Annotated in this window: 19 protein-coding genes; 7 read left to right on the top strand and 12 right to left on the bottom strand. The window is 42.5% G+C overall.

The features are described from left to right. Positions 1–26 precede the first annotated feature (26 nt). The 3 genes from epmA to ACT3S4_RS06670 form a co-directional block, all read right to left on the bottom strand. Positions 27–1,052 (bottom strand): EF-P lysine aminoacylase EpmA, encoded by a 1,026-nt coding sequence (gene epmA, locus ACT3S4_RS06680; RefSeq protein ID WP_444760763.1) that lies wholly within the window; start codon positions 1,050–1,052, stop codon positions 27–29. 72 nt (positions 1,053–1,124) lie between these two features. Then, a complete protein-coding gene (locus tag ACT3S4_RS06675) occupies positions 1,125–2,234 on the bottom strand; it encodes a 4-phosphoerythronate dehydrogenase (RefSeq protein WP_444760775.1) in 1,110 nt (369 codons plus the stop codon). Between the two features lie 70 nt (positions 2,235–2,304). After that, positions 2,305–3,432, bottom strand: a complete 1,128-nt coding sequence (locus ACT3S4_RS06670) for an AI-2E family transporter (RefSeq protein WP_045455346.1) — start codon at positions 3,430–3,432, stop codon at positions 2,305–2,307. Positions 3,433–4,239: 807 nt separating this feature from the next. Between ACT3S4_RS06670 and ACT3S4_RS06665 the strand changes: the two genes are divergently transcribed. Continuing rightward, positions 4,240–5,931: an NAD+ synthase gene (locus ACT3S4_RS06665; RefSeq protein ID WP_087814851.1), complete on the top strand. Its 1,692-nt coding sequence runs from the start codon at positions 4,240–4,242 to the stop codon at positions 5,929–5,931. 248 nt (positions 5,932–6,179) lie between these two features. Next, positions 6,180–7,454, top strand: coding sequence for a hemolysin family protein (locus ACT3S4_RS06660; RefSeq protein ID WP_055123481.1), 1,275 nt, complete (start codon positions 6,180–6,182; stop codon positions 7,452–7,454). A gap of 11 nt (positions 7,455–7,465) precedes the next feature. Here ACT3S4_RS06660 and ACT3S4_RS06655 read toward each other — a convergent pair whose 3' ends face one another. Next, entirely contained in the window at positions 7,466–8,182 is a 717-nt protein-coding gene (locus ACT3S4_RS06655) for a YggS family pyridoxal phosphate-dependent enzyme (RefSeq protein ID WP_444760762.1), read from the bottom strand. A gap of 398 nt (positions 8,183–8,580) precedes the next feature. On the opposite strand from ACT3S4_RS06655, the gene ACT3S4_RS06650 reads away from it, so the two are divergent. Together ACT3S4_RS06650 and ACT3S4_RS06645 are read left to right on the top strand one after the other, a co-directional pair. Beyond that, the gene (locus ACT3S4_RS06650) at positions 8,581–9,636 is read left to right on the top strand and encodes a type IV pilus twitching motility protein PilT (protein WP_045443495.1); all 1,056 of its coding nucleotides are present in this window, start codon (positions 8,581–8,583) and stop codon (positions 9,634–9,636) included. 161 nt (positions 9,637–9,797) lie between these two features. Next, positions 9,798–10,919 (top strand): PilT/PilU family type 4a pilus ATPase, encoded by a 1,122-nt coding sequence (locus ACT3S4_RS06645; RefSeq protein WP_055123483.1) that lies wholly within the window; start codon positions 9,798–9,800, stop codon positions 10,917–10,919. A 148-nt stretch (positions 10,920–11,067) separates the two neighbouring features. Here ACT3S4_RS06645 and fur read toward each other — a convergent pair whose 3' ends face one another. Next, on the bottom strand, positions 11,068–11,502 hold the full coding sequence (gene fur, locus ACT3S4_RS06640; protein ID WP_045443492.1) for a ferric iron uptake transcriptional regulator: 435 nt from the start codon (positions 11,500–11,502) through the stop codon (positions 11,068–11,070). A gap of 327 nt (positions 11,503–11,829) precedes the next feature. On the opposite strand from fur, the gene ACT3S4_RS06635 reads away from it, so the two are divergent. After that, positions 11,830–12,249, top strand: coding sequence for an outer membrane protein assembly factor BamE (locus ACT3S4_RS06635; protein ID WP_045443819.1), 420 nt, complete (start codon positions 11,830–11,832; stop codon positions 12,247–12,249). A gap of 44 nt (positions 12,250–12,293) precedes the next feature. On the opposite strand, the gene ACT3S4_RS06630 is transcribed toward ACT3S4_RS06635, so the two are convergent. The 4 genes from ACT3S4_RS06630 to ACT3S4_RS06615 form a co-directional block, all read right to left on the bottom strand. Next, positions 12,294–12,674: an RnfH family protein gene (locus ACT3S4_RS06630; RefSeq protein WP_444760761.1), complete on the bottom strand. Its 381-nt coding sequence runs from the start codon at positions 12,672–12,674 to the stop codon at positions 12,294–12,296. Continuing rightward, complete coding sequence (locus tag ACT3S4_RS06625) at positions 12,662–13,804, bottom strand: hypothetical protein (RefSeq protein WP_444760760.1); 1,143 nt, start codon at positions 13,802–13,804, stop codon at positions 12,662–12,664. The genes ACT3S4_RS06630 and ACT3S4_RS06625 overlap by 13 nt, the downstream gene beginning before the upstream one ends. Before the next feature lie 446 nt (positions 13,805–14,250). Beyond that, the gene (locus ACT3S4_RS06620; protein WP_045443487.1) at positions 14,251–14,919 is read right to left on the bottom strand and encodes a c-type cytochrome; all 669 of its coding nucleotides are present in this window, start codon (positions 14,917–14,919) and stop codon (positions 14,251–14,253) included. A 338-nt stretch (positions 14,920–15,257) separates the two neighbouring features. Continuing rightward, positions 15,258–15,593, bottom strand: coding sequence for a c-type cytochrome (locus ACT3S4_RS06615; RefSeq protein WP_109592356.1), 336 nt, complete (start codon positions 15,591–15,593; stop codon positions 15,258–15,260). Between the two features lie 409 nt (positions 15,594–16,002). On the opposite strand from ACT3S4_RS06615, the gene yihA reads away from it, so the two are divergent. Next, positions 16,003–16,794, top strand: coding sequence for a ribosome biogenesis GTP-binding protein YihA/YsxC (gene yihA, locus ACT3S4_RS06610; RefSeq protein WP_444760759.1), 792 nt, complete (start codon positions 16,003–16,005; stop codon positions 16,792–16,794). A 159-nt stretch (positions 16,795–16,953) separates the two neighbouring features. Here yihA and ACT3S4_RS06605 read toward each other — a convergent pair whose 3' ends face one another. Further along, complete coding sequence (locus ACT3S4_RS06605; RefSeq protein WP_444760758.1) at positions 16,954–17,667, bottom strand: HAD-IA family hydrolase; 714 nt, start codon at positions 17,665–17,667, stop codon at positions 16,954–16,956. A gap of 120 nt (positions 17,668–17,787) precedes the next feature. Beyond that, positions 17,788–18,798, bottom strand: a complete 1,011-nt coding sequence (locus ACT3S4_RS06600; protein ID WP_055123488.1) for an RluA family pseudouridine synthase — start codon at positions 18,796–18,798, stop codon at positions 17,788–17,790. A gap of 1,210 nt (positions 18,799–20,008) precedes the next feature. On the opposite strand from ACT3S4_RS06600, the gene ACT3S4_RS06595 reads away from it, so the two are divergent. Continuing rightward, complete coding sequence (locus ACT3S4_RS06595; RefSeq protein WP_444760757.1) at positions 20,009–24,358, top strand: Rne/Rng family ribonuclease; 4,350 nt, start codon at positions 20,009–20,011, stop codon at positions 24,356–24,358. Positions 24,359–24,462: 104 nt separating this feature from the next. Here the strand turns inward: ACT3S4_RS06595 and ACT3S4_RS06590 are convergent, their stop codons facing one another. Further along, positions 24,463–25,392 carry a DUF808 domain-containing protein gene (locus ACT3S4_RS06590; RefSeq protein ID WP_444760756.1) on the bottom strand — a complete coding sequence of 310 codons (930 nt, stop codon included), beginning with the start codon at positions 25,390–25,392 and terminating at the stop codon, positions 24,463–24,465. Positions 25,393–25,508 lie beyond the last annotated feature (116 nt).

The following is a 25,508-nucleotide window of genomic DNA, read 5'->3' as shown; positions in this document are numbered from 1 at the left end:
ACTGTATTAAGTCTCTCAATAATCGACTAGGCCAAACCGCTTGGAAAAGAAATCACATCTTCTAAGCTATTCGCGCCTGTGATTACCATGAGTAATCTATCGATACCAACGGCAATACCGCTACAGGGTATTAAAGCATCAGACGCTGCTAATAAATGCTCATCGATTGGCATTTGTGGCAGGTTATGACGCTTACGCAGTTGATTGTCTTGCTCAAACCGTTCTCTTAACGCTTGTCCATCTGCTAGCTCATCATAAGCGTTGGCAATCTCAATACCATTGATATACAGCTCGAAACGTTTAGCGACTGTATTGCCCTCTTTATCAACCGCTGTTTTTGCCAGTGCCGCCGTGGCAGGTGGATATTCTATAATCAAGGTCGGTAAGTCGTGACCCAAGTTTGGCTCGACCGCATGACTGAACAGCAAATCCAGCCAGCTTTGACGAACCTCTGTTTCGCCATCTTCTGTATTATCCAAATCACTATTGAAATCAAAACCTGTCAAACCCTTATCTTCTGCTACTGCTTGCAGGGCATCAAGGCTAGCTGTCAGCGGATGTATGCCGACGAAATCCATAAACGCATCAACATAGCGGTAATGACTCATCACCACTGAATGCCCATAAAGCGCCGCTAATAACTCACTTAGCTCAGCCGCCATATCATCCAGACTATAATTCGGCTGATACCACTCAAGCATGGTAAATTCGATATTATGGCGTACGCCTATTTCGTTATCTCGAAATACGGAGCAAATTTGATATATAGGCACTTGCCAGCTGGCAAGTAAACGCTTCATGGCAAACTCAGGTGAAGTATGCAAATAATAAGTACAAGGTTTATCTTGATACGTCACTTGCGCGGCAACTGATTGTAAGAAAGTATCAGTATTGCCAGCCTGCGATAGTAGCGGTGTTTGCACTTCAAGCACTTGATGCGTGGCGAAAAACTGACGAACGGTGCTCATCAAGTGCGCACGCTGCTGAGCCATTGCCAATGTCATGGTCGGCGCATAGCTGGGTTTTGAAGAAGAATTACTTGCTTGGGTCATTATTATTTACTGCAATTAAAGGATAAGAATAAGTTCTCAGATGCTACTTTAGGGTTGAGGGCTGCCTAACTTTTACCACTGCCATTCACGGCGTAAGTGATAATCTCGGCGCAACTGATCAAAGTCAGTACCCTTTACTTGACCGTCAGCCAGTTTGCTTCTTAGTGCAGCATCATCGTGCATGATATCGTAAAACTTCTGTAATCTGTCTGGATGTGCTTTTAGCTCAGACCAGAGATAAGTATTGAGCGGTAGCAAACTATGCATCGACAATACAGGCAAGACTGCCAATTTTTCACAGAGCGCATCATAGATGATTTGCGTACCACGCAGTTTACCTTCGACCGTATAGCCTGCGATATGAGGGGTGGCGATAGCCAGTTTGGACAATAAGTGCTCAGAAATCTCTGGTTCAAATTCAAACACATCGAGCACTACTTGGCGATCTGTGCGCTCAATATCTGCTTCTAAATCACGCGCATTAATGACTGGTCCGCGCGCGCTGTTAATCAGCAAAGTATGCGCAGGCATCACTGCCAGCGTAGTTGCGTCAATCAGATGCTTTGTTGGATACTCACTGCCACTAGGGTTTGTAGTATCTTTATCGGTTAAAGGCACATGTAAGCTCACTACATCGCTTTGGCTAAGCACTTGCTCAAGGCTGGCATTATTCGTATTCGATGCAGGCAGTAGTGGATCATAACCTAGTACTTGCCAGCCTAATTCATTGGCATACTGAGCGAGCGTACTACCAATATTACCAAGTCCGATGATGCCCAATGTTAATGGCTTCGTGGATTGCTGCCAATATTGCGGACGCAACGTCAAAATCGCCGTCAATACATACTGCGCGACAGAATGTTTACTACATCCAGCCGCATTGGCGAAAGTGATATTTCGCGCCGCCAAATAATCTTGATCGACATGATCGGTACCGATAGTCGCCGAACCGACAAATTTTACGCTGTTATTATTGGCTAGCAATGCCTCGCCTACTGGTGTCACCGAGCGTATCAACAGCACATCAGGCTGAACGTCTGCGAGCAACTGCGCATTGATATCACGTCCAGCGACGGTGATTATATTGACCGTCTGCTCAGACGCCTGTCCAAGCATCGAAGCATTAAAAAACGCATCCAAGCTTGCGATATTGCTATCGGCCACGATAGTAATGCTGTCAATAGAGTTCGCTCTATTTTGCATAGCGTTTGCAGTATCCTTATTTAACATGACTATGTGCCTCTACGTGCCTCTACTCTGATTCATTGACTGGTGGCAACGTTTGGTTGTCAGACAATACCAAATCCTGCGGGGCAAATATCTCATTTTTATGCTGCGATATCCATTCTCGCCATACCGCCAATCCGATGGCTAGCACCACAGGACCGATAAACAAACCAACAAAGCCAAAAGCCGTTAGACCACCTAATACACCAATAAAAATAATAATAAAAGGGATTTTGGTCGCGCCACTAATCACAATAGGACGGATGAGATTGTCAACCCAGCTGATAACCAAAGTGCCCCATAGTGCCAAGCCAATCCCTTCTACAGTATGACCTTGGCTTAACAACCAAATGGATACACCGCCCCACACAAATGGCGTGCCAAACGGAATCAGGGCGATAATAAAGGTTACGATAGTGAGTAAGATAGGACTTGGTGCACCAGCGAAGTAGTAACCCACACCTGCGAGCAGTGCTTGTGCCAATGCCGTCAAACCAATGCCATAAACCACCGCACGCGTGGTCGTACCCACAGAATCAATATAGCCATCGATGCGATTGCCAATGATATTACGCAGTGCTTGGCGAATTTGACGCACCAAACTGGTACCATCACGATAAAAGAAAAACAACGTCATCAGCGCCATACCTAACTTGGCAAGGCCGCTAAACACCACATCAAATGCTACTTTGCCATAATATAAATGTGACTGTACCCAAATACGAAACGCCTCTAACGTCCCTTCTGGGTTTTTATTGATTCTCCACAGCACATCTTTCACTTGCTGACCGATGATAGGCATATCTTTAATAGAATCAGGCACATCTAAATAGCCCACTTTTATACGATAAATCAAGTTACTGATTAGGCTCAAGGCTTCTTGCTGTAGAATAAAAACACCGATAACCAGTGGCACACCTATCATTAAGGAGATACTCACCGTCATAATAGCAGCGCTAAAATTAGGACTCAGCTTTACTTTTTCGTAAAAAAAGTTATAAATAGGAAAGGTAACATACGCTAAAATCGCCGCCCATAATGCGGGTACAATAAAAAATTGTACCACTTGAAAACACAGTACGAACAGCACCACCAACAGAGTAATAGCCAATAAGCGCTGAATAATAAATTCTTTTGTCCAATTTTCAATCATAGCGTATAAACCAAGAGCAGACAGCAAAGATCTATCGCGACCTTGCTGGCAAGTTTATAAATGTGTGATGAATATCAACTCACAGACGGTTCCCATAAAAAGACCCTGTCCATTAGCGGTATTCATTAGCGAGGGGTGTAAACAATCAGTGCCAGTAAACCTGCTTTGAGAGCATCAAATCGTAGCATACCGTAACATACTTACGGACGATAGTTTTGACTAACGCAAGATAAATATTAAGCGATTATCACGGCTTATTATGCCGCAAAATACGATAATGATATAACGATATGTTGTAATCTTTACTTACAACTTTCTCTGTATAAGCTTACTAGATGATGACATTAATAGATAGAAGTTGACACATAGATTTAACATGTAAAAACAATGCACTAAAAGGATATTTTACATTCATACTGTAAACTGACCTATTGAAAGGTAATTCACTGGCGCGTTCTATTTGCAACGATAATTGATGCTATACTAAAGCAATTATTTTAAGCTTTTTAATAGCATTAAATTCGTTTGTTCTTATTTATTTGGATCATTCTACATATATAACATTTTTCAGACGATGCGCTACAGCCCTCTTTTATCGGCCTTCTATAGACTATCATAAGATCAAACCTGTAGAGGGGCGTTACAACGTTGGACACTGTGCGTAAGCAAGCTCATCATATCCGTTCACTATTAGAATTCGATATGACAGAGTGCTATTTTGAGTGAATTTCGGATTTACTTTGATTTTATTTTAAATCAACAATGACCCAACAAATTTTAAACCATATATCGATAGGAACAATAACAATGTCAAAAGACAATGATAATCCCAATATAACTCCCTCAACTGAGGCCAGTAAGACCAATAAAACCCAAGAAACCGTTACTTTTGCATTGGCTCAGTCGCATTTTTTGGTTGGTGATATCACTGCCAATGCTGAAAAAATGCGTGCACTCGCATTGCAAGCTCGCGAGCAAGGTGCGGATGTCATTATTTTCCCAGAACTTGCTTTATTAGGTTACCCACCGCAAGATTTATTACTACGCCCAAGCTTATCTGGTCGCATCAAAAGCGCCTTGTCTACTTTAAGTGATATCGATGACATCGTGATGATTGTCGGTTATCCACATGTCGACCATCATGGTACTTTCAACTCTGCTGCTATCTTGCATAATGGTCATCAAAAAGGTTTTTATCATAAGCAAATCTTGCCAAATTATGGCGTATTTGATGAGCGTCGTTATTTTGATAAAGGTCGTAACCAAGTTTTATTTGACTATAAAGGCATCACAATCGGTCTGCTCATCTGTGAGGATTTGTGGGAAAAAGGCCCTATTGCCGAGCTTAAAAAGCAAGGTGCTGATCTGATTATTAGCTTGAACGCCTCACCTTTTGAGATCGAAAAACAAGACAATCGTAAAACGATGCTGTCTAAGCGTAGCCGTGAGAATAATTTGCCTATCGTGTATGTCAACGCCGTTGGCGGTCAAGACGACTTGGTATTTGACGGTGGTTCTATGGCGGTGCAAGCTGATGGTAGCGTTGCCCACGAAGCACCACGTTTTATGAATCAGTTACTTCTTGCCACTTTAGACGTCAAAACTGCCAAGTTTAATAGTCAAACTAAAGCGCCATTAACACTGAGCCGTGAGTCAGAGATGTATCAAGCACTGGTCGTTGGCCTGCGTGATTATGTCAACCATTCAGGATTCACTGGTATTATCCTTGGTCTATCAGGTGGTATTGATTCTGCCTTAACGCTATGTATCGCTGTTGATGCTTTGGGTGCTGACAAGGTATATGCGGTGATGATGCCTTATGAATATACTTCTCAGATTAGTCTAGAAGATGCTCAAGCACAGGCTCGCCGCTTAAATGTTTCTTATACGGTTTGTCCTATTTTTGATGCGGTTGAAGGTATCCGTCATACCTTAGCCCCACTATTTAACAAATCGCCAGCAGACACCACTGAAGAAAATATCCAAGCGCGTGCGCGCGGTGTGGTACTGATGGCGCTGTCCAATAAGTTTGGGCACTTGGTCATCACCACTGGTAATAAGTCTGAGTTAGCAGTCGGCTATTCAACATTATATGGTGATATGGCAGGCGGCTTTGATGTGTTAAAAGACGTTTATAAGTCGCAGGTTTATAAATTGGCCAGTTATCGCAACCGCTTGGAAGACACCCCAGTCATCCCTGAGCGTGTCATCACTCGCCCGCCATCTGCTGAGTTACGCCCAGACCAAAAAGACCAAGACAGCTTGCCTGACTATGATGTATTAGATGGCATCTTAATGTCATACATCGATGAAGACATGGGCTATCAAGACATCATTAATAAAGGGTTTGACGCTGAACTGGTCGCAAAAGTCATCCAGATGGTAGACAATAGCGAATATAAGCGTTTACAAGCGCCAATCGGTACCAAAATTAGCCATAAAGCCTTTGGACGTGAACGCCGTTATCCATTAGTGAATAAATGGTCAGTAAAAGGCTAAATTAGATTAACCATTGTTGCTTGCCCTACTTTTATTATGTAGAACGCGAGCAGCATGGCTAATTTAATACTTTTATAAAAAATCAAGTTTATTATAATTAGCTGGGTGCTTACCCAGCTTTTTTAGTTTCTATAAACCGACTTTTAATGCCAAGCTGTTATAGACAACGCTTTCTTTTTTGTACTTCTAACCCATTCATTCTTTAACTTCAATTATTTTAATCCCTATATTTTTTTACCGAGTATGTCATGAGTTTGCTAACCGCTAGTATCTTTCTTCTTTTATTACTTGCCCTAAGTGCCTTTGTATCTGCTGCCGAAATTGCCATCGCTGCTGGTCGCAAAATTAAGCTACAAATCATGGCAAAAGAAGGGGATGTCCGCGCATTTGACGTCCTTAAAATGCAAGAGCACCCTGGCAGTTTTATTACTGTCGTACAAGTGGTTTTAAACGCCGTCGCTATCTCAGCTGGTGCGGTAGGTGAGTCAGCTATTAGCCCTTATCTAGAGCTTTTGGTGAAGAATGAAGCAGTGTCATCCGTCATATCATTTGTGCTGATCACTAGTTTATTTTCTCTGCTCGCTGATTTGATGCCCAGACGATTGGCGATGTCAAACACTGAAGCTATCGCTGTACGTCTCGTACGACCAATGATGCTATTGATTTTTATATTCAAACCCGTGATTTGGATATTTGATGGTGCAGCAAATGTCATATTTGAATTACTGGGTATTTCAACCATACGACAAGACGATATGACGCCAGAAGATATTTATGCTGTCATGGATGCTGGTGCTGAAGCTGGTGTACTCAAAAAACAAGAACATCATCTGATAGAAAATATCTTTGACATGCAAGAGCGCACCGTAACGTCGGTGATGAATCCACGTGAGAATATTGTTTATTTTGATACCAAAACGAGCACTGAAAAAGTCGTTGAAGTGATGATTGAACAACCACATAACAAGTTTTTGGTCTGTCAGGAAGATGATCTAGAGCACATTATTGGTTATGTAGAGTCGCGCAGCTTTTTGGCATTGGTTCTTAACCAGCAGGAGGTCAGCTTAACTGACAAAGCCCTACTAAAACCTGCACTCTTCGTTCCTGATACCTTGTCCTTGTTTGAAGTATTAGAGATGTTTAAATCTACAGGCGCTGACTTTGCCGTCATCGTGAATGAGTATGGATTGGTAGTGGGTGTCATCACGCTTAAGGATGTGATGAGTATCGTCATGGGGGAGCTTGTCACCTTGGAGGAGCAGCCCATTGTTCAACGTACTGACAACTCGTGGCTAATCGATGGCATGACTCCTATCGAAGACGTCGTACGCGCTTTAGATATCGTTGATCTGCCACGCAGTCAGAACTATGAAACCATTAGTGGCTTTATGATGTACATGCTACGCAAGATTCCAAAGAAAACCGATACTATCGAATATGCCAATTATCGATTTGAGATTATCGCAACGGACAATCTCAAAATCACTCAGATGCTAGTGACCAGAATGGATGAGACTGTCTGATAAATAAAAATTTAAGCTCGTGCGCCAAATATGGCGCTACCAACGCGCACCATCGTTGAACCACTGGCTATCGCCTCTGTCATATCACCGCTCATGCCCATGCTCAGTGTATCCCAAGTATCTAGCTCTGCATGAGTCTCTTTAATCTCATCAAATAACTGCTTGGTACGGGTAAAAGCATCCGTACCTCCCTTAGCAGGAATAATCATCAAACCACGCAGCTGTAACCTGTCATACCCCTTGATAGCAGTTATCAAATCAGGTAGCTGTGCTGGCAGGCAGCCTGATTTGCTTTCTTCGTTATCGATATTGACTTGGATTAGCACATTAAGCGGTGGCAGCTCAGCTGGGCGCTGGTCGTTTAGGCGTTTAGCAATAATGTCACGCTCAACCGTTTGTACCCAATCGAAATGCTCAGCAATATCGCGAGTCTTATTGCGCTGGATACTACCAATATAATGCCAAACAATGCCTTTAGTTTCTGGCTGTCGTTTTAGCGTATCGATTTTTTCGATGGCTTCTTGCAGATAATTTTCACCAAAGTGCTGCTGTCCTTGCTGAGCCAAAGTAGCAATCATATCAGCTGGTTTGGTCTTGGAAACTGCCAGCAACGTCACACTATCTGCTTGTCGTGCCGCATGCTCACACGCTTGAGTCATTTGCTTACTCACTTGCTGCCAGCTCGCAATAAGATTTTGGCTATCAATGTTATTTTCTATTTCTTTCATATATTACTCACGAGAATAATTTAATCCATTTTTTAATCAGTCACTTTTAATGACTTATATTTTTAATGACTTATATAATGAACTTTTATTAGCTATGGTTAAACTTTTTATAAATGTCTTTTAATATAAAAAACTCAACAAGCATCAATCTATAAATCGACACTCATAATGACTAATTTTACATTTTATTGGTGTAGTAGATGGTTAATTGTCGGTAGTCTTGTTATTATATTGTTACATGGTTTAACATATGCTACTGAATATAATAGTAATGGTAAAGACCATCGCTACTCCTTTATTAACGTGACCGACTTTAATCAGATCATTGATCGATTGGTAATCACCCCCCTTTTTTGCTCCTTTGTCCTACCCTTATTGATTGATAGGAATATCCGATTATGGCTGAAAAAAACAATTTAAGCATCGAAGACTTGCTGCGCTTTACGGTTAAGCATAAAGCATCAGATCTACATATTTCAGCCGGTATGCCAGCAATGATACGTGTTGATGGTGAAATGACCCGTATTAATATGCCAGAGATGACTCATCAGGTTGTGCATCAGCTTATTTATGACATTATGAACGATAAGCAGCGCGCCGACTTTGAAGAATTTTATGAGACGGATTTCTCTTTTGAGATTCCCAATCTAGCACGTTTTCGAGTAAATGCCTTTAATCAAAACCGTGGGGCGGGCGCTGTCTTTCGTACCATTCCATCTAAAGTCCTAACGATGGAAGACCTCGGTATGGGTGATGTGTTTAAACGTGTATCAGACTTTAAGCGTGGCGTAGTATTGGTCACGGGTCCGACAGGTTCTGGTAAGTCCACAACGCTGGCTGCCATGATTGACTATATTAATGAGAGCCGTAAAGAGCATATTTTAACCATTGAAGATCCGATCGAATTTGTCCACGATTCCAAGAAAAGTCTGATTAACCAACGTGAGGTGCATCGTGACACCTTGGGTTTCGAGCCTGCATTGCGCTCTGCGCTACGTGAGGATCCCGATGTAATTTTGGTCGGTGAGCTACGTGACCTTGAGACCATTCGCTTGGCATTAACCGCCGCAGAGACTGGTCACTTAGTATTCGGCACTCTACACACCAGTTCAGCCGCTAAGACCATTGACCGTGTCATTGATGTATTCCCCGCCGCAGAAAAAGACATGATTCGGGCGATGCTATCAGAGTCACTACAAGCCGTTATCTCACAAACGCTTTTGCGTCGTCAAGCAGGCGGACGTGTAGCAGCACATGAAATCATGCTCGGCACACCCGCTATCCGCAACTTGATACGTGAGAATAAAATCGCTCAAATGTACTCTGCTATCCAAACAGGTGCAGGTGAAGGTATGATTACGCTGGATCAAACGCTCAAAAATCTAGTAGCAAAAGGCACCATTAGTAAAGACGTAGCCCGTCCTTATGCCAAACAGCCTGAGGCATTCTTGTAATATTATTCATCGTGCGTCACCGGCTTATCTTGATTGATGTGTGAGTCAATAATACAAGCATTCATGAGCCATGATATGCCTTACTTTTATTGCTACTGGCGATTTTTAAAACATGATTTTAAATACTTTTTTAATCGATTTACATCGAATGCAGGTACGATATGGACATTGATAAACTATTGCAGTTAATGATCAATAAAAATGGTTCGGACCTTTTTATTACCGCTGATGTAGCGCCGTCCATGAAAGTGAATGGCAAAATTCTGCCTGTCGGTAAAACGCCTTTAACCGCTGAGCAAACCATGCGATTGGTCAAAGGCGTCATGACACCCAACCAGCAAAAAGAGTTTGAAGAGACCAACGAGTGCCAATTTGCCATTGCTGATGAAGCACAGCAAGCACGTTTTCGGGTCAGTGCCTTTATACAGCGTGATATGGCAGGGATGATTTTACGGAAAATTGAGAATAAAATTCCGACTGTCGAAGAGCTACGTTTGCCGCCCGCGTTAAAAGAGCTGGCAATGAAAAAACGCGGTATCATTCTGCTAGTGGGTGCGACAGGTACAGGTAAATCAACGACCCTTGCTTCTATGATCGGACACCGTAATCAAAACTCGCATGGTCACATCATTACCATTGAAGATCCTATCGAGTTTGTTCATAAACATCGTGGTTGTATTATTACCCAGCGTGAAGTTGGTATCGATACCCATTCATTTGAAGCAGGCCTAAAAAACACGTTACGCCAAGCACCTGATGTTATTTTGATTGGTGAGATTCGTAACCGTGAAGTCATGAGTTACGCGATTCAGTACGCTGAGACAGGGCACTTGGTGTTTGCAACCTTACACGCCAACAACGCCAACCAAGCGATTGACCGTATCATTCACTTTTTTGAAACCAGTCGCCACAATCAGTTATTCATGGATTTGTCGCTTAACTTGCAAGCCATTATCGCGCAGCAGCTGATTCCCACGCCTGATGGCAAAGGACGCCGTGCAGCTATTGAGATTTTATTGAACTCACAGCTGATTAGTGACTATATCCGTAAAGGCGAGGTTCATGAAATCAAAGATGTCATGACACGATCGCGGGATAGCGGCATGCAAACCTTTGATCAGGCTCTTTTTGACTTATATGAGCAAGGAGAAATCACCTATAAAGAAGCCATTCTTCATGCTGACTCTCCTAATGATTTACGCCTAAAAATCAAACTCAGTAGTAAGAATGGCACTGCCAATCTGGATGAAGGTGCGGATAACTTATCATTAGATATCAGTTAAGCGTGGCTTTTGAGCGTTGTTATTCGTTTTTGCCATAAAAACTTATAACAAAGCCCTCATATTATTATGAGGGCTTTTCCTATTTTATACGTGGCGATAACGCAATAAAAACGATATCAAAGGTAGATCATGCTCACCTATTAAAAAATTACTTGATGCTATCCCGACACTCTTGGTCATTACAAATACCGTATAGCACCAATGAATGACCTGATAACTTAAATCCGTGCTTTTCTGCGACTTTAAGCTGCTCTTCTTCGATGACTTCGTTATGAAATTCTATAATCTTGCCACAAACGTCACAAACCAAATGGTCATGATGGCCTTCTTGGGTAATTTCAAACACCGATAAATTATTTTCGAAGTTATGACGCTCGACGATACCAGCTTGCTCAAACTGCGTCAGTACTCGGTAGACAGTCGCTAAACCGACATCCTCACCTTGCTCTATCAGTGCCTTATAAACCTCCTCAGCACTCATATGATGCAACTCTGCACTCTCCAGTAGCTCTAAAATCTTGATGCGAGGTAACGTGACTTTTAATCCCGCTTTACGTAAATCTTGATTGGTAAAAGAAGCCATAATATCCCTTCTGACTGTGACAGTCTTAGCAAATAAAGAACCAAAAATATGAGATAAATAATCGTTAATGATTATTTTTTATAGTATATGAAACATTTTAATAACAGCAGACTGGCTGATTTGACCTCATGTCCAAGCCTGTTATTTTCTATAATAATCCTAACGCAAGTCTATGAATTTAAAATATAAATAATAAAATGCCTCAGGTAGCATTTGGTAAATAATGTCGTAAGTGGTAGGAAATTGCAAGTAAATGACGTATCATTTGTCCAAGATTGTCGGCCAGACTAGCATTAACAACCTCTGGCTGCGCCTAATTCATTTCTTATGAGTCATCTTACCATGATAAAGACATTAACTTTTCGTCCGTTAAGCCCTACAAGCGTATTACGCAAGATTGTCATAACCAGTATGCTTAGCGCTACTGTCGCTATGTCTGGCTGCTCATTATTGAGTGTTTATAAGATTGATTTGCCACAAGGCACTGCCATCACTCAAGCGCAAGCGCAAAAACTGCAAGTGGGTATGAATCAAAACCAAGTCCTTTATATCCTTGGTAGCCCAGCTATTAGAGACACCTTAGAACCTAAGCGTTGGGATTATATTTACGATTACAAAGCAGGGACAGAAGGTAGCCGCAAAGGTATTGCTGATGTCAAAAATGCCAGTCAGCACTTAATTATCTACTTTGATAATAATGGTTTGGTCAATCGTATTGAAGGTATCGAAAGCCTGCCTGCCTCATAATCAAGAACGGCAACTGGCTTTAATGATAGATGGCGCAACATCGCTTAAACTCGAGATTTATTTTTGCGCTGAGACATGGGATCAGCGCTTAAGCTGCGATATACTTCGATACGATCAAAAGGCTGCAAGCGATAGCTGAGCGGCTGTTTTTGTGCATAGATACCCACATGCCAACGCTTTGCCGTTGGCGTTGCAATATCTGCCACTTGCTCACACCAACGTGCTAACGCTGGAAATTTCACCAACCACCCTGCCTGCCTCAATGCCTCATACAAACTTGTTTCATTATTAACCTGTAAGGTTAAATAATGCTGACATTTTGCATCTTCAGCATATGCCAAATAAACAGTCATTATCATGGTCTGCTCAGATGACGGCGCACAATTATTATCAGATTGAATGCCATTAGCGGTTAACTCAACCACTGCATCACCCAACCTATCAATGCCAATAACAGTGCTAGTGGCACAATCAAACGAATCGCTATTCGCCATAAGTTATAAAACGCTTCATTGCCAAAATTTAATGACTTACGCAGATGACTAATTTTCATCTGCCAACCCGCAAAGATAGACAGCAATAATACCGCTATGCTGCTAATAATCACTAAAAGTCCGACCAGCCAAACAGTTGGTATGATAACGACTAACAAAAGCGCCAAAACAAAGGTTAATAGCAAACTGACCAGTAGTCCAAACTTGTGCGCTAATTGCTGGGTACTATAATGTAGCAAATAGCTGGCGACAAATAACACCCCTATCCAATACGATAGCTGTCCAATCGGTGGCAATGCCATGCCACTAATAGATAACGCCACAACCCCAACGATCAATTGCAATATCCAAATCGGGAGTACCAATTTGGTTGCCCGATACTCACTCGGCACACGGCTGCGAGCAGGTTTTTGTGCATTGATATTGTCCGTGTCTACCGCTGTTGCCACTTGGTTCGTTACCAAGTTTTGACCAAACCAGTATAAGCCTGTGCCTGCACCCACACTAACCAACGCTAACGCAACTGCACGCGCCCATTCATTTAAGCTGATATCAGTCATCGCAAAAGCAACATTTGGTAAACCGTTTGCCACTCCTAGCAGTAAGCCTATCACCATTAATCCCAGGCCAATCGGTAACGGTGCAACGCCCAATAAACTGAGTAACACAGCAATGACCATCAGGCCAGCAGCGATCGCAAAATCTGGTATAGCAGGAGCGCTATTAAGCTCCGTCAATGCCGCCAAAATACCTGTGCTCGCGCCTGAGATCACTAATGCCGCAATCAGAATAGAGACCAGCGCGGCGAGCCACCCAAAACTACGCCATATTGGGCTGGCATCTGCTTCGCGAGTAAGCTTTTGCATCCCTGCTAATGGCGCATCGACACTACGATAGGCTAAAGCAATTTCCGCATAAACGACGGGCAAGGATACCAATACCATCGCCAATAGCCAGAGTAACCAAAAGTCAATCTCACCAATGGATGCTGGTGCAAACCAACGAAACAGCAGTAGCGGTAGCAGTGCCGCGATAAAATAAGAAGCATAACGGATCATCATAATCTAAATCCAAACGATCTAATACCTTTCACAAAAATGAGAATAGCTAGGAAAACGAGTGTCCGTACTACGCATTGTAGACGAAACAAGTTTGACACCGCCAATCATACTCTGTGGGTTTGGTATAAAGTGAATAACGATAATTTATCATGATACAGAGCAATGATAGGCCTCTGTAAGCAGTTTTATTTTATATAGTCGATTCAATTTAAAAGAAGCACAAGGTAACCAAAAGCAAATGTATATTCAATACTTCAAGCGAGGTTAATGCGGCGACTCTTTTATAATGGAATGACTATAAGGTCTCTATAATATAAGGGATGAACAGTTATAAAAAAACCCCGAAATCGGGGTTTAATAATGAAACAATGGCGGATATATGGTCAAGTGCTTATTAATTTCAGTGAGGCAAGGTGTATTAGGCACTCGTAGCTGATACCAATCAATTAGTGAACAGCACTGATATAGTCTGACAAGATACGAATATCACGATCCGATAGTTTCGATGCGACTGTCTGCATCATGCCCATATCGCCTTCTTTCGCAGCATCATTGACACGTTTTTGCTCATCACTATCAACATCATCAACACGGCCAGCCGCACGGAAAAGTTTTAGCTGAGTTGCGATGTACTGTGCATGCTGACCACCTAAGCGTGGAAATGCCGCCCAAGTATTACCAGCAGCATCTGGACCATGACAGCCTGCACAACCGATGACACCGCGTGACTTATCACCACCTAAGAATAGCTTAGTGGCTTCTTGGTTGGTCGCAGGATTACCAAATCCAACGCCCCAAGGCGCTTGGCTAGCATAATAACCAGCCACGTTGGCTAAATCTTGCTGCGATAAGTTTGCAACTTGTGATTGCATAATACCGTTCTTGCGATAACCTGCTTTAAAGTTGACCAACTGTTTGTAAAGATACTTTACGTTTTGGCCACCCAAGTTAGGCTGCGCAGGGACAACACTGACACCATCAACACCATGACAAGCAGCACAAACCGTTTCTGCAATTTGCTTACCGGCATTGACGTCGTACTCAGGAACAATAATAGCAGCTTGTACGCTGAAACTTGCAACGCATAAGCTGGCAGCAGCGATTAACTTTTTCATTGATACAAATCCTACTAGCTCGGCGTAAGCATTATTTAGAGTGATTGCACTGATAAGATACCTCATATAAACCACCCTACTATTGGTTAGGTAGGTATATGTTTTAAGGTCTTGGCCACAAGCAGTCTGAAAGTACTTACTAACATCAGGGTTTATTTTCGATTATTATAGCAAGACTTTGTAGCATTTGCCTACTTAATCGTCACATCCATCAGTTTTTCTAACACATAGACAAGTATGCCAACAAAAAACAAAAAGCGCTTACAGGCTAAAAAACCCAGCGCTTTTTTAAGTTGTTTTATAGTGTGTCGTATTGTGTTGCTTTATCGGTCAGCATCTCACTTACTCATGTACTCAATCAACTTACGATAATCATCGTCGCTACAACTGTTACAAAGACCACCAGCAGGCATCTGCGTCATACCACTTTTGACGGAATTGATAAGTGTCGGCATGCTTTTTTGTTTGATAAGCTGTTGCCATTTGGCACTATCACCTTTTTTGATGGCGTTCAGCGCCCCACTATCGTGACAGGCAGCACATGAGTTATCATAGGTGGCTGCAATATCAGCAGCATTAGCGCTAGTCATGATAGCACTACTGAGCAGTAATACCGCTCCGCTACCTACTAACACTCGGTAGGTCTGGCTAAAAAGTGCATTGATTGAAACCATAGAACACCTCCTTTTGATGCTTCTCTCGTTTAATCAATCTTGCTATTAAACGTCGTTCGTTCAGTATATCTTATTAAACATTGTAACAATGTATGTCGTATAAATATAGATAAATATAGTTTGGCTTTGGTAACGCATGAATAAAAGCGGCAACTTGCTCTAATGAGCGCTTATTTTAATGGTATTCTGTCATTTATGTAATGCTAATCATAGTTATTTCAATAAGTAAGATAAGTAATAGTATAGAATAGTCGATAACTTGAAATGACTGTGTTTATGACCAATAAACATTGAAAGTTATGATGAATAACTTCGTAACGATTTTTTGTCTAATGCACTGTCTTCTCGACAACCAGTTGATTAAAATTTTATAACCGTATCCAATTTCTTAAAGATTAATGAGCCATTTATGAGTACCCCGTTTACTGATGTCGCCGCCGAACATGCATTGTTCAACACTAAATCTCGTCAAAAAATTCAGCAAACTGAGTTTATGATGTCAGCGCCTACTTTTCGTCTCTGCCCACCCGATATGGGCTTAGAAGTTGCCTTTGCAGGACGCTCAAACGCAGGTAAATCCTCTGCTATTAATGCCTTAACCAACCAACGCCAACTGGCTCGCTCATCTAAAACGCCTGGTCGTACGCAGATGATTAACTTTTTTAGTATTGGTGATGCTGATAGACGTTTGGTGGATTTGCCAGGTTATGGCTACGCAGCCGTACCGCTTGAGATGAAAAAAGAATGGCAGGTTGAGCTAGAAGAATACTTGGTGGCGCGCTCAAGCCTTGCAGGTTTGGTGCTCATGACGGATATTCGTCATCCATTGAAATTCTTTGATGAGCAAATGCTACGTTGGGCAAATGATGGCGAATTGCCAGTACATATCTTGCTAACCAAAGCTGATAAATTGAAATATGGTGCATCTAAAAATGCGTTACTTAATACTCGTAAAAGACTAAAAGAACTGGGATTGAACTGTAGCATTCAGCTATTTTCAGCACTAAGAAAAGAAGGTCTTGATGAGCTGGCTGGTGTCATGGGCAACTGGTATGAGTATCAGCTCGAGGCAGACAAAATCATTGAATCCTCTTTTGCGTTACTAGAAGGCGCTGAGTTGGAAGAAGCGATTGAAAAAGACAACATCGAAAAAGGCGCGATTGAAAAGGACAGTGCTCAAAAGGATAGCGCTCAAAAATAAAGCAAACAAACATTATCGTCTCCAAGTAAAAAGGGTTTATCGTTATTAGCGATAAACCCTTTTTTTATTATCATTTTTAGCATCTAAAAAGATTTTTATTTAAGCACTTTTATTTATTTAAGTGCTTTTATTTAAGTGCTTTTATTGAAGTGCTTTTATTTAATTGCATAGTAGCTCAGCCAACGCTTGTGGCGTGTCAACCTGATACGTGGGTTGCTGTGCGGCAAGTTCGCTACTGCTAGCTGTACCATAATTCACCGCAATACTGGTCATGCCCAGTTCCGTTGCCATTTGGATATCGTAGATACTGTCACCGATGAAAACAGCATCGGCGATTTGCTGCTGCGTATAATCCAAAATATCGGTCAACATCTGCGGGTCAGGTTTTGAGCCTGCCTCATCGGCACAGCGGGTCATCACAAAATAATGGTGGCTCTCTGAAGCATCTAATACGCGGTCTAAGCCCTTCCGCTTTTTACCAGTTGCAACCGCGAGGCTTTTACCTTGGGCTTGTAGGGTCTGCAACATTCCTTCTATCGGCGCAAAAAGCGGTGTACTGTGGCTGTTGGCAATATAGTGGTCTGCGTAGCTTTGCTGAATCGCAAGCTTTTGTGTGTCATTGGCTTGCGGATACAAAATCTCAATGCCATTCATTAAGCTCAGCCCAATGATGTCTTGTACAGCTTTATCGGTCGTCTGAAAACCATGCGCCTCTCCTGCCACATGCATTGACTCAACGATTAATCCAATGGAATCCATCAGCGTCCCATCCCAATCAAAAATAATCAGCGTCTTATCCACTAAACGATGACTGGCTGATAACTGAGTTCCTTTGAAAGCGCTAGAGATACTGGTGACAGATTGATTGCTCATAAATAGACCTTAACGAATATCAATAATAAATGGTAGATACGAAAACGTCACGGCGACTTATTAAGAAAAATAAGCGTTCGTGACGTTTAAAATTAATGCTTAAAAATTTTATTTGGCGACTTATTCAGGCAATTTGGTTTGCTCTGGCAACCAGTCTGCCATGTCATCTGGTAGCGGTGCAGTAATAGTTTCATAGCCTGGAATGTCTAAACGCCACGCATGCAGACACAGGCGATGGACGCCTGATTTATCATGCACATTATATTTATCATCACCCAAGATAGCGTGACCAATATGAGCCAAATGCACACGGATTTGATGGGTACGACCCGTCAGCGGTTTGGCTTCAATTAAACTAACTGGCTGATCAGCAATCATAAAACGACCATGAACGACGATATCCGTCTGGCTTTCTTTAGATTGCGGATCTTGCGCATCTACTTTGACGCGGCGTTCACCACTAGCAACTGTATAGCGTAGCAATGACGCATCAATGCGTTGCTCATTTAATGCTGGCTGACCTTTGGCGATACATAAGTAATGCTTCTGGATGGTTTTATCAACGAGATGCTGTTGCAACGCTTTTAGCGCTGAGCGTTTTTTAGAAATCATCAATAGACCTGAGGTGTCTTTATCAATGCGATGTATCAGCTCTAGGTATTTTTTACCTGTCACTTCACGCATGGCTTCGATAACACCAAAGTCTAAGCCACTGCCACCGTGAACGGCGATGCCAGAAGGCTTATTCAGTACTAGCATTCCTTCGTCTTCATACACTACGCGCGCTAACAAGCTTTTAGCAAACTCGGCACTGATAATTGGTTTTTCGCGGGTAGCAAGTACCACTGGCGCGATACGTACCACGTCTTCACGCTGTACTCTATCGTGCGCTTTGCAGCGTTTATTATTGACCCGAATCTCATCTGAGCGAATCATTTTATAGATATGCGGTTTTGGCAAACCTTTTAAACGGTTCAGTAAGAAATTGTCCAAGCGCTGATCGTGTTGATGGCGGGTTACTTCAAGATAATTTACCTTACCAAAGTTGCTGATTTCATCATCAGCGCTTTGCGGGCGTGTTTTACTATTAAAAATAGCAGGGGCTTCATGGGTAGGTGCGTCGTCAGTCATTTTTGGCTTCGTCATTTTTAGTTAGGTATTTACAGAAAGATTTGCTATAGTTTAGCATGTTGAGCGACAATTAAGCAGAGACTGCAGCAATAATCATTGTTGTTGTTCTAAATAGTGCATTACCATTTTTACGAACTTTTAGTGAAAAGGTATTAGCGGTATACCCTGCCAACATTGTATGTTTAATCGGATTTTAGGGCGCAGTATCTGTTTAGAAATATCACTTGTAGATATTTATAGATATGTCCCCATAAATTGTAAAATGAAAGTATCGTACTGACTTTACTCAGTACCATAGAATAAATAGTGACACTAAATACCTTTGTGTTCATAAATTCAGCGTTGATAAGTTTGGCTAAATGCCTGTTTATTGACCGATAATGACACTACATTGACTCACAACCTGCATGACAACGACTTTATTTGATAATTATTCATGATTTAATGACTGGTTATCTGGCGGTCCTTTAGGCAAGTGTAGTTGAGCAAGTATGGGTTGTTTAGCATTAGGATCGAGAAGTATATCGATAGCTGCCTACGTATTGGTGGTCAAACAGATAACGATAAAAAAGATATGAATACAGCACCACACCGATAGTTTGGTCATTTATTCTGTTTGCCAAGTACGCCCCGCTGATCACCGGAGCCGCGACACCTAACCGTAAAACACCCAAGATATTATTGACGTTATACCAGAAAGAACGATAAATAAAGAGTGACCAATTGCTTTACCTAAACAAATAATTGCTGAATATCACCATTTCATATAATGGTATTTATAACAGCGATATTATTGCTAGACTTTGATGGATGGATTGCAGCAGCACAACGCCTTTTGAATATCAGTATATTGAATCTCGTCACTGCCCGTCGCCTGCTCTTACAAAGTAAGCTGGCATGACTACCAATAAAGCTTGCTGATAGTAAAACTGAATCGCATGCTGACGCATTAATATTTGTACCAAACCTATCAATAATAGGATATAAATAGATAGCCTTACACCCTATAAATTTTATATTTACGTTAGTTTTGCTAACACACTTTAGGTAAAAAACAAGCCATTGACAAAGCCCAAGTGCTTTATTAACCCATGATTTACGTTCTATCGTTGATTAACATCTGCCCATGCTAATTTAAATGTTAGCCATACTTGCCATTGCGCTCTAAAGCCCGTCTCGTCGTTGTTATGCGTACTCATAGGATACAAATATGAAACGCATTTTGATCAACGCTACTCAAAACGAAGAAATTCGTGTCGCCTTATGTAAAGGCAACCATCTTTACGATTTCGATCTTGAAAACCGTACTCGTGAACAAAAAAAATCCAATATATATAAAGGTCATGTGACCCGTGTCGAGCCATCGCTTGAAGCGGTATTTGTCGAATATGGCTCACAGCGCCAAGGTTTTTTACCCATTCGTGAAATCTCTGCTGAATACTTAAGCGGTAATCCACGTGACGAAAACATCAAAAAGCTGATCAAAGAAGGCGATGAATTAATCGTCCAAGTCGAAAAAGAGGAGCGCGGTAACAAAGGCGCTGCCCTATCGACGTATGTCTCTTTAGCAGGTCGCTATCTGGTATTGATGCCAAATAACCCTCGTGGCGGCGGTATCTCACGTCAAATCTCGGGCAAACTTCGTGAAGACATGAAGCGTATGCTAAGCAATCTTGATTTGCCAAAAGGTATGAGTGTCATCATTCGTACTGCGGGTATTGGTAAAACTCAAGAAGACTTACAGCACGATTTAAACCACTTGCTGAATATCTGGCAAGCCATTCAAGAACAAAATCAAAAATACCCTTCACCGCGCTTGGTACATCAAGAAGCAGGCGTCGTAACCCGTGCTGTCCGTGATTATCTACGTGATGATATCGCTGAGATTTGGATTGATAATGAAAACGCTTACATTGAAGCGGCAGGATTTATCGATGCAGTGATGCCAAAGCAAGCAGAAAAGCTACGTAAATATACCGACTATGAGCCGATGTTTTCGCGCTTTAATATCGAAAAGCAAATCGAAACTGCCTATCAACGTGAAGTGCGTCTACCATCAGGCGGCTCAATCGTTATTGATCAAACGGAAGCACTAGTCTCTATCGATATCAACTCAGCCAAGTCGACCAAAGGTTCAGACGTTGCCGAAACTGCGTATCATACCAACCTTGAAGCAGCCGATGAAATTGCCCGTCAGCTACGTTTGCGTGATATGGGTGGTTTGATTGTCATTGATTTTATTGACATGAATGACAATAAGCATCAAAAAGAAGTCGAAAAACGTCTGATTGATGCCACTAAATATGATCGTGCACGTGTGCAATTTGGTGATATTTCTAAGTTTGGTTTGATGGAGATGAGCCGTCAGCGTCTACGTCCTTCACTAGAAGAATCAACCGGCTATATCTGCCCACGCTGCCATGGTAACGGCATGATTCGCGATTTGCGCTCATTGTCACTATCAATTATGCGTCAGATTGAACAAATCGCGCTAAAAGAGCGTCAAGGCGAAGTACAAGCAGAAGTTCCAACAGATATCGCCGCCTTCTTATTAAACGAAAAACGTGATGCCTTAGTTTATCTTGAGCAAGACAGTGGCACGCGTATCACTATTTTGCCACACGCGCATTTAGAGTCGCCTAACTTTAAACTACACTTTAACCGTGATGGCTTTGCGCCTTCAAGTTATGAGCGTATTACGGATACAGCCCAAGAACATAGCGATTTGGGTTATGAAGTTGACTGGCAAACGGCTGAAAAAGAGCGTCCAGAGCAACAGCCAACGCGCCAGCCACGTCAAATAGCGAGCAATGATACTGCTAGCCAATCAAACAAACCGACCAGTACAGCTGAGCATAGTAAACACAGCAACGACCATCGTAACAATAAAAATACGAACAACGTTTCATCGGCACGCGCGCCACAAGCAAACAACAACCAGAGTGTGGCAGCCCCTGCCCCTGTTGCTCCAATAGCAGCAACTACAGCTCCTGCACATGTTGAGACGGCAGCTCAGCCACAAGCAGTGGCGTGGTTATCAAACCTATTTGCGCAAGCACCACAAGCCTCAACGACGCCTAGCGTCAGTAGTCGTGATGCAGCAGAAGCCATTGAAGCACTAGTAAATAATGGCGCACAAAGCTTAGGCTCATTTGGACAAGTTGATAGCAGTGCCCTGAGTAATATATCAACGGGTGCATCGAACAACGTACCAGCAAATCAGCAGAACAGTCAGAAAAATAACGAACAACCGTCCGACAACAATGCCAATCGTCAACAAGCGCGTCGTAGCTCAGACAGCGACACCGATGATGATAGCAGTAATGAAGATAGAAGAAGACGTAAGCCACGTAAATCTAGATCTTCTAAACCTCGTCAAAGAAAAGATCAGGCAGAAGAGTCGAGCAATGAAGTAAGCGGTGATACCGAGAACAACGCCGTAAATAGTGCTGCAAGTAATGCTGATGACAAGCAGGCTGACAATCAAAACAAACGTCAACAGGATACCAGACGCACGAATGAGCGCAACCGCAACAATCGTCAAGACAATAATCAGCAAAACAGCAGTCGTCAAGACAGTAGCCACCATGCAAACGAGCGCAATGATGATGCTGATAAAGACAGTAATACGGCAGATGAGCAAACTCGTGCGAAGCGTAAATCGCATAGTCAACGCGGCTCACGTGGCAAGTTAGAGCGCGGTGAGACACTAACAGCTGAAAATATTAAGCAACCCAATCAGCAAGCGACGACAGGTGCGAACAGCCGAAAAAATCACTCTAACACGCGTCGAAATCAAGATCCTAATGAAGTCGTGCTACAGGTCAATGAAGCAGCCGTTGAGCTGAAATCACCAGAAGTCGTACACTTGTCTCTAGATGACAGTAAGTCTACACAGACAAAGTCTCAATCTACTGAAAAGCAAAAATCAGTAAATGATGTTAATAAAGAAAGCAGTAAAAAAGAAGCTAATACACAGCAAAGTGATAATCAGCAGAGCAATGACAAAAAAATTGCTCCTGAAACAGCCGCTGTGAAGGGTAACGACGAAGGCACTGTAGCAACTCATGATGTTAATGTTGATGTTGATGATGTTAACGTTAGCACCACTGAGGATAAGGGACAAAATAATGCCCCGAAAACAGACAGTAACACTACTGACAAAAAACCTGCTGTAGATGAGCAACCAACATCTAACAGCGCTACCAAAGACCAAGCTGACCATTCAAAATCTGTGGATACTGACGTGGACAGCGTAGTAATAACGCCAAAGCAGCCCGAATCAGAATCGACAGAAAAAGCCAATAGTGACACTGTTGACGCTACCGACAGTGACGCCGATGTTAGCAATGCCAATGACAGTCATAGCGCAAGTGGTCACAGCACAAATGATAAGAACAACTCAGCACTGGCGTTAACGCACGAAGCATTATTTGCCAAACGCTACGTGACTGCTGAGAAGTTTGGTCAGGCTAGTAATGATCCACGTGTGGTTCGTAGTCAGCAAGTGCAAGCAACTCAACAACCACCAGTAGCTGAGCCTGCAGTAGTAAGCCCATCGACTATTCGTGGCACTGTTGGTGATTTTGTTCGTAAAGCATTAGTAGATGCAGAAAGTCGTTTGAAAAATGACGGTGTCATCAGTTGCTTTATTGCTGCTATCGATGCACATACGCAGCAAGCAAAATCAGCTAACAAATCAGCCAACATTGGAACGAGCGTCACACCGACTGCTGATACTAACGTTGAGGACAGCAATTTCGACTTTAGCAACTATGGCTATCAGCCATTGGCGGCAGATTACCTGACGCGCTTTGAAACGATGACACAAGCGGTCAGTCAGTTTGCGGCAACGCAAGGTAAAACAGACGTCGAACCACGCGCCATTGGTAAGCGTGCTGGCAACGATCCACGTGGTCAACATCCTAGTTATCAGGAGCCCGCAGTGTTGAGTCTACCGACCGAACAAGCGGCTGATACTGAGCAAGCGGTTATTGAACATGATGATGACAATGTGGATGCTCATGATGTTGAGGCAAATGCTCTAGCCAACCAAGCTCAGGCTGATAATATCAGTGCTCACAGCGAACAATTACTAGAAGCAGATCAAGCCCTAGTAGAAGCAACTAATGAACCGTCGAATGAAGGCACTGTTATAGCTGAGCACGTAGCAGCTGAAAAGATTGACGGGGCACATGACGATAGCGAAGCTGCTGACATTCAAGAGGCTAATACTCAAGAGGCTAATACTCAAGAGGCTAATACTCAAGAGGCTGACGTTGAAAAAACTAAGCCAGCAGATGAGCCTAAGGTAGAGCAACTTATCAATACCAAAGAAGCGGGCAAAGACGACAGTCAGGCTGCTAAGTCAAAAACCACGATTGCCAGTTATAAAAACATGATTGAGAATGTGGCTGAACAACTGCTGCCGCAAACTGGTATGTTTAATTTGACCACACCAAAAGTACCAAAGGCACGTAGCCGTAAGCCTAAAACGGAGCATAAAAAGCCCACGCAAGCTGAAAAGCTAGAAGCTGATGACTCAGATAGCGAAAGCTAATCGTATAACGCCCAACGCAAAAGCCCCAAAGTTGTCAGCAACTTTGGGGCTTTTTTACGAAATAAAATGACAAAAAATATAAAGCTAAAGCACAGGTAACTGACTTAGTGTGCAGATGACGCTGTGTCGTCCTTTCCACGAATTTTACTAATAACTGTTAAGATAGCCACAACCACAGCCCCAATGATAAAACCAATGACGCCGTTTAATACCGTTGTCGTTAAGCTTTCAAAGATACCCGTTAAATCAGCGATATCCTCTACTCCATGATGTAAGAAGCCGATACCGTGTACTAAGATACCACCGCCTACTAAAAACATTGCCAACGTGCCAGCGATAGATAGAAACTTCATCAGTTTGGGTGCCGCTGCAAACATTAACTTGCCCAATTTTTGCTTGAACGCCCCTTCTTGTTCCATTAAATGCAGACCTGCATCGTCTATCTTCACGATACCAGCGACCAAGCCATAAATACCAATTGTAATACCGATGGCTAAAATAGACAGCACCAAGCTTCGTTCTAATAAAGTGGCGCTTGCCGTTGATCCCAAGGCAATCACGATAATCTCAGCTGACAGAATAAAATCCGTACGTACTGCACCTTTGATCTTTTCTTTTTCAAAAGCGACTAAATCTATAGTCTCATCAGCGTTGGCTTGCCGACGCGCTTCTTGCTCCTCATCATGCGGCAAAGCATGCGGCCAAAATCGATGAATGACTTTTTCAGCGCCTTCGTAAACCAAAAACAAACCACCACACATTAGTAAAAAAGTGACCAGCGGTGGATAAACAGCACTAATCAAGAGTGCCGCTGGTACTAGAATAAGTTTATTAATAAATGAGCCTTTGGCGACCGCCCAGACCACTGGAAGCTCACGATTGGCTTTGACACCCGTGACCTGTTCTGCGTTGAGCGCCAAATCATCGCCCAATACACCAGCAGTTTTTTTAGCAGCGACTTTGGTCATGACGGAAACATCATCCAATATCACACTGATATCATCAAGTAGGGTTAATAAACTGGCACCTGCCATGTGTGCTCCTTAGCAAAAATTTATTGAAATAAAGGGTTAAAAATAACTGATACCAATAGTTTTATAGGAATTTTTATAAAAACGCTGTTATTAGCCGTAGACTACAAGGGCAAGCG

Origin of the sequence: Psychrobacter sp. AOP30-A2-5, from assembly GCF_052378115.1 — a bacterium.
GTDB lineage: Bacteria > Pseudomonadota > Gammaproteobacteria > Pseudomonadales > Moraxellaceae > Psychrobacter.
The sequence above is the reverse complement of the archived record's forward strand: the minus strand, read 5'-3'. Positions and strand labels throughout refer to the sequence as shown.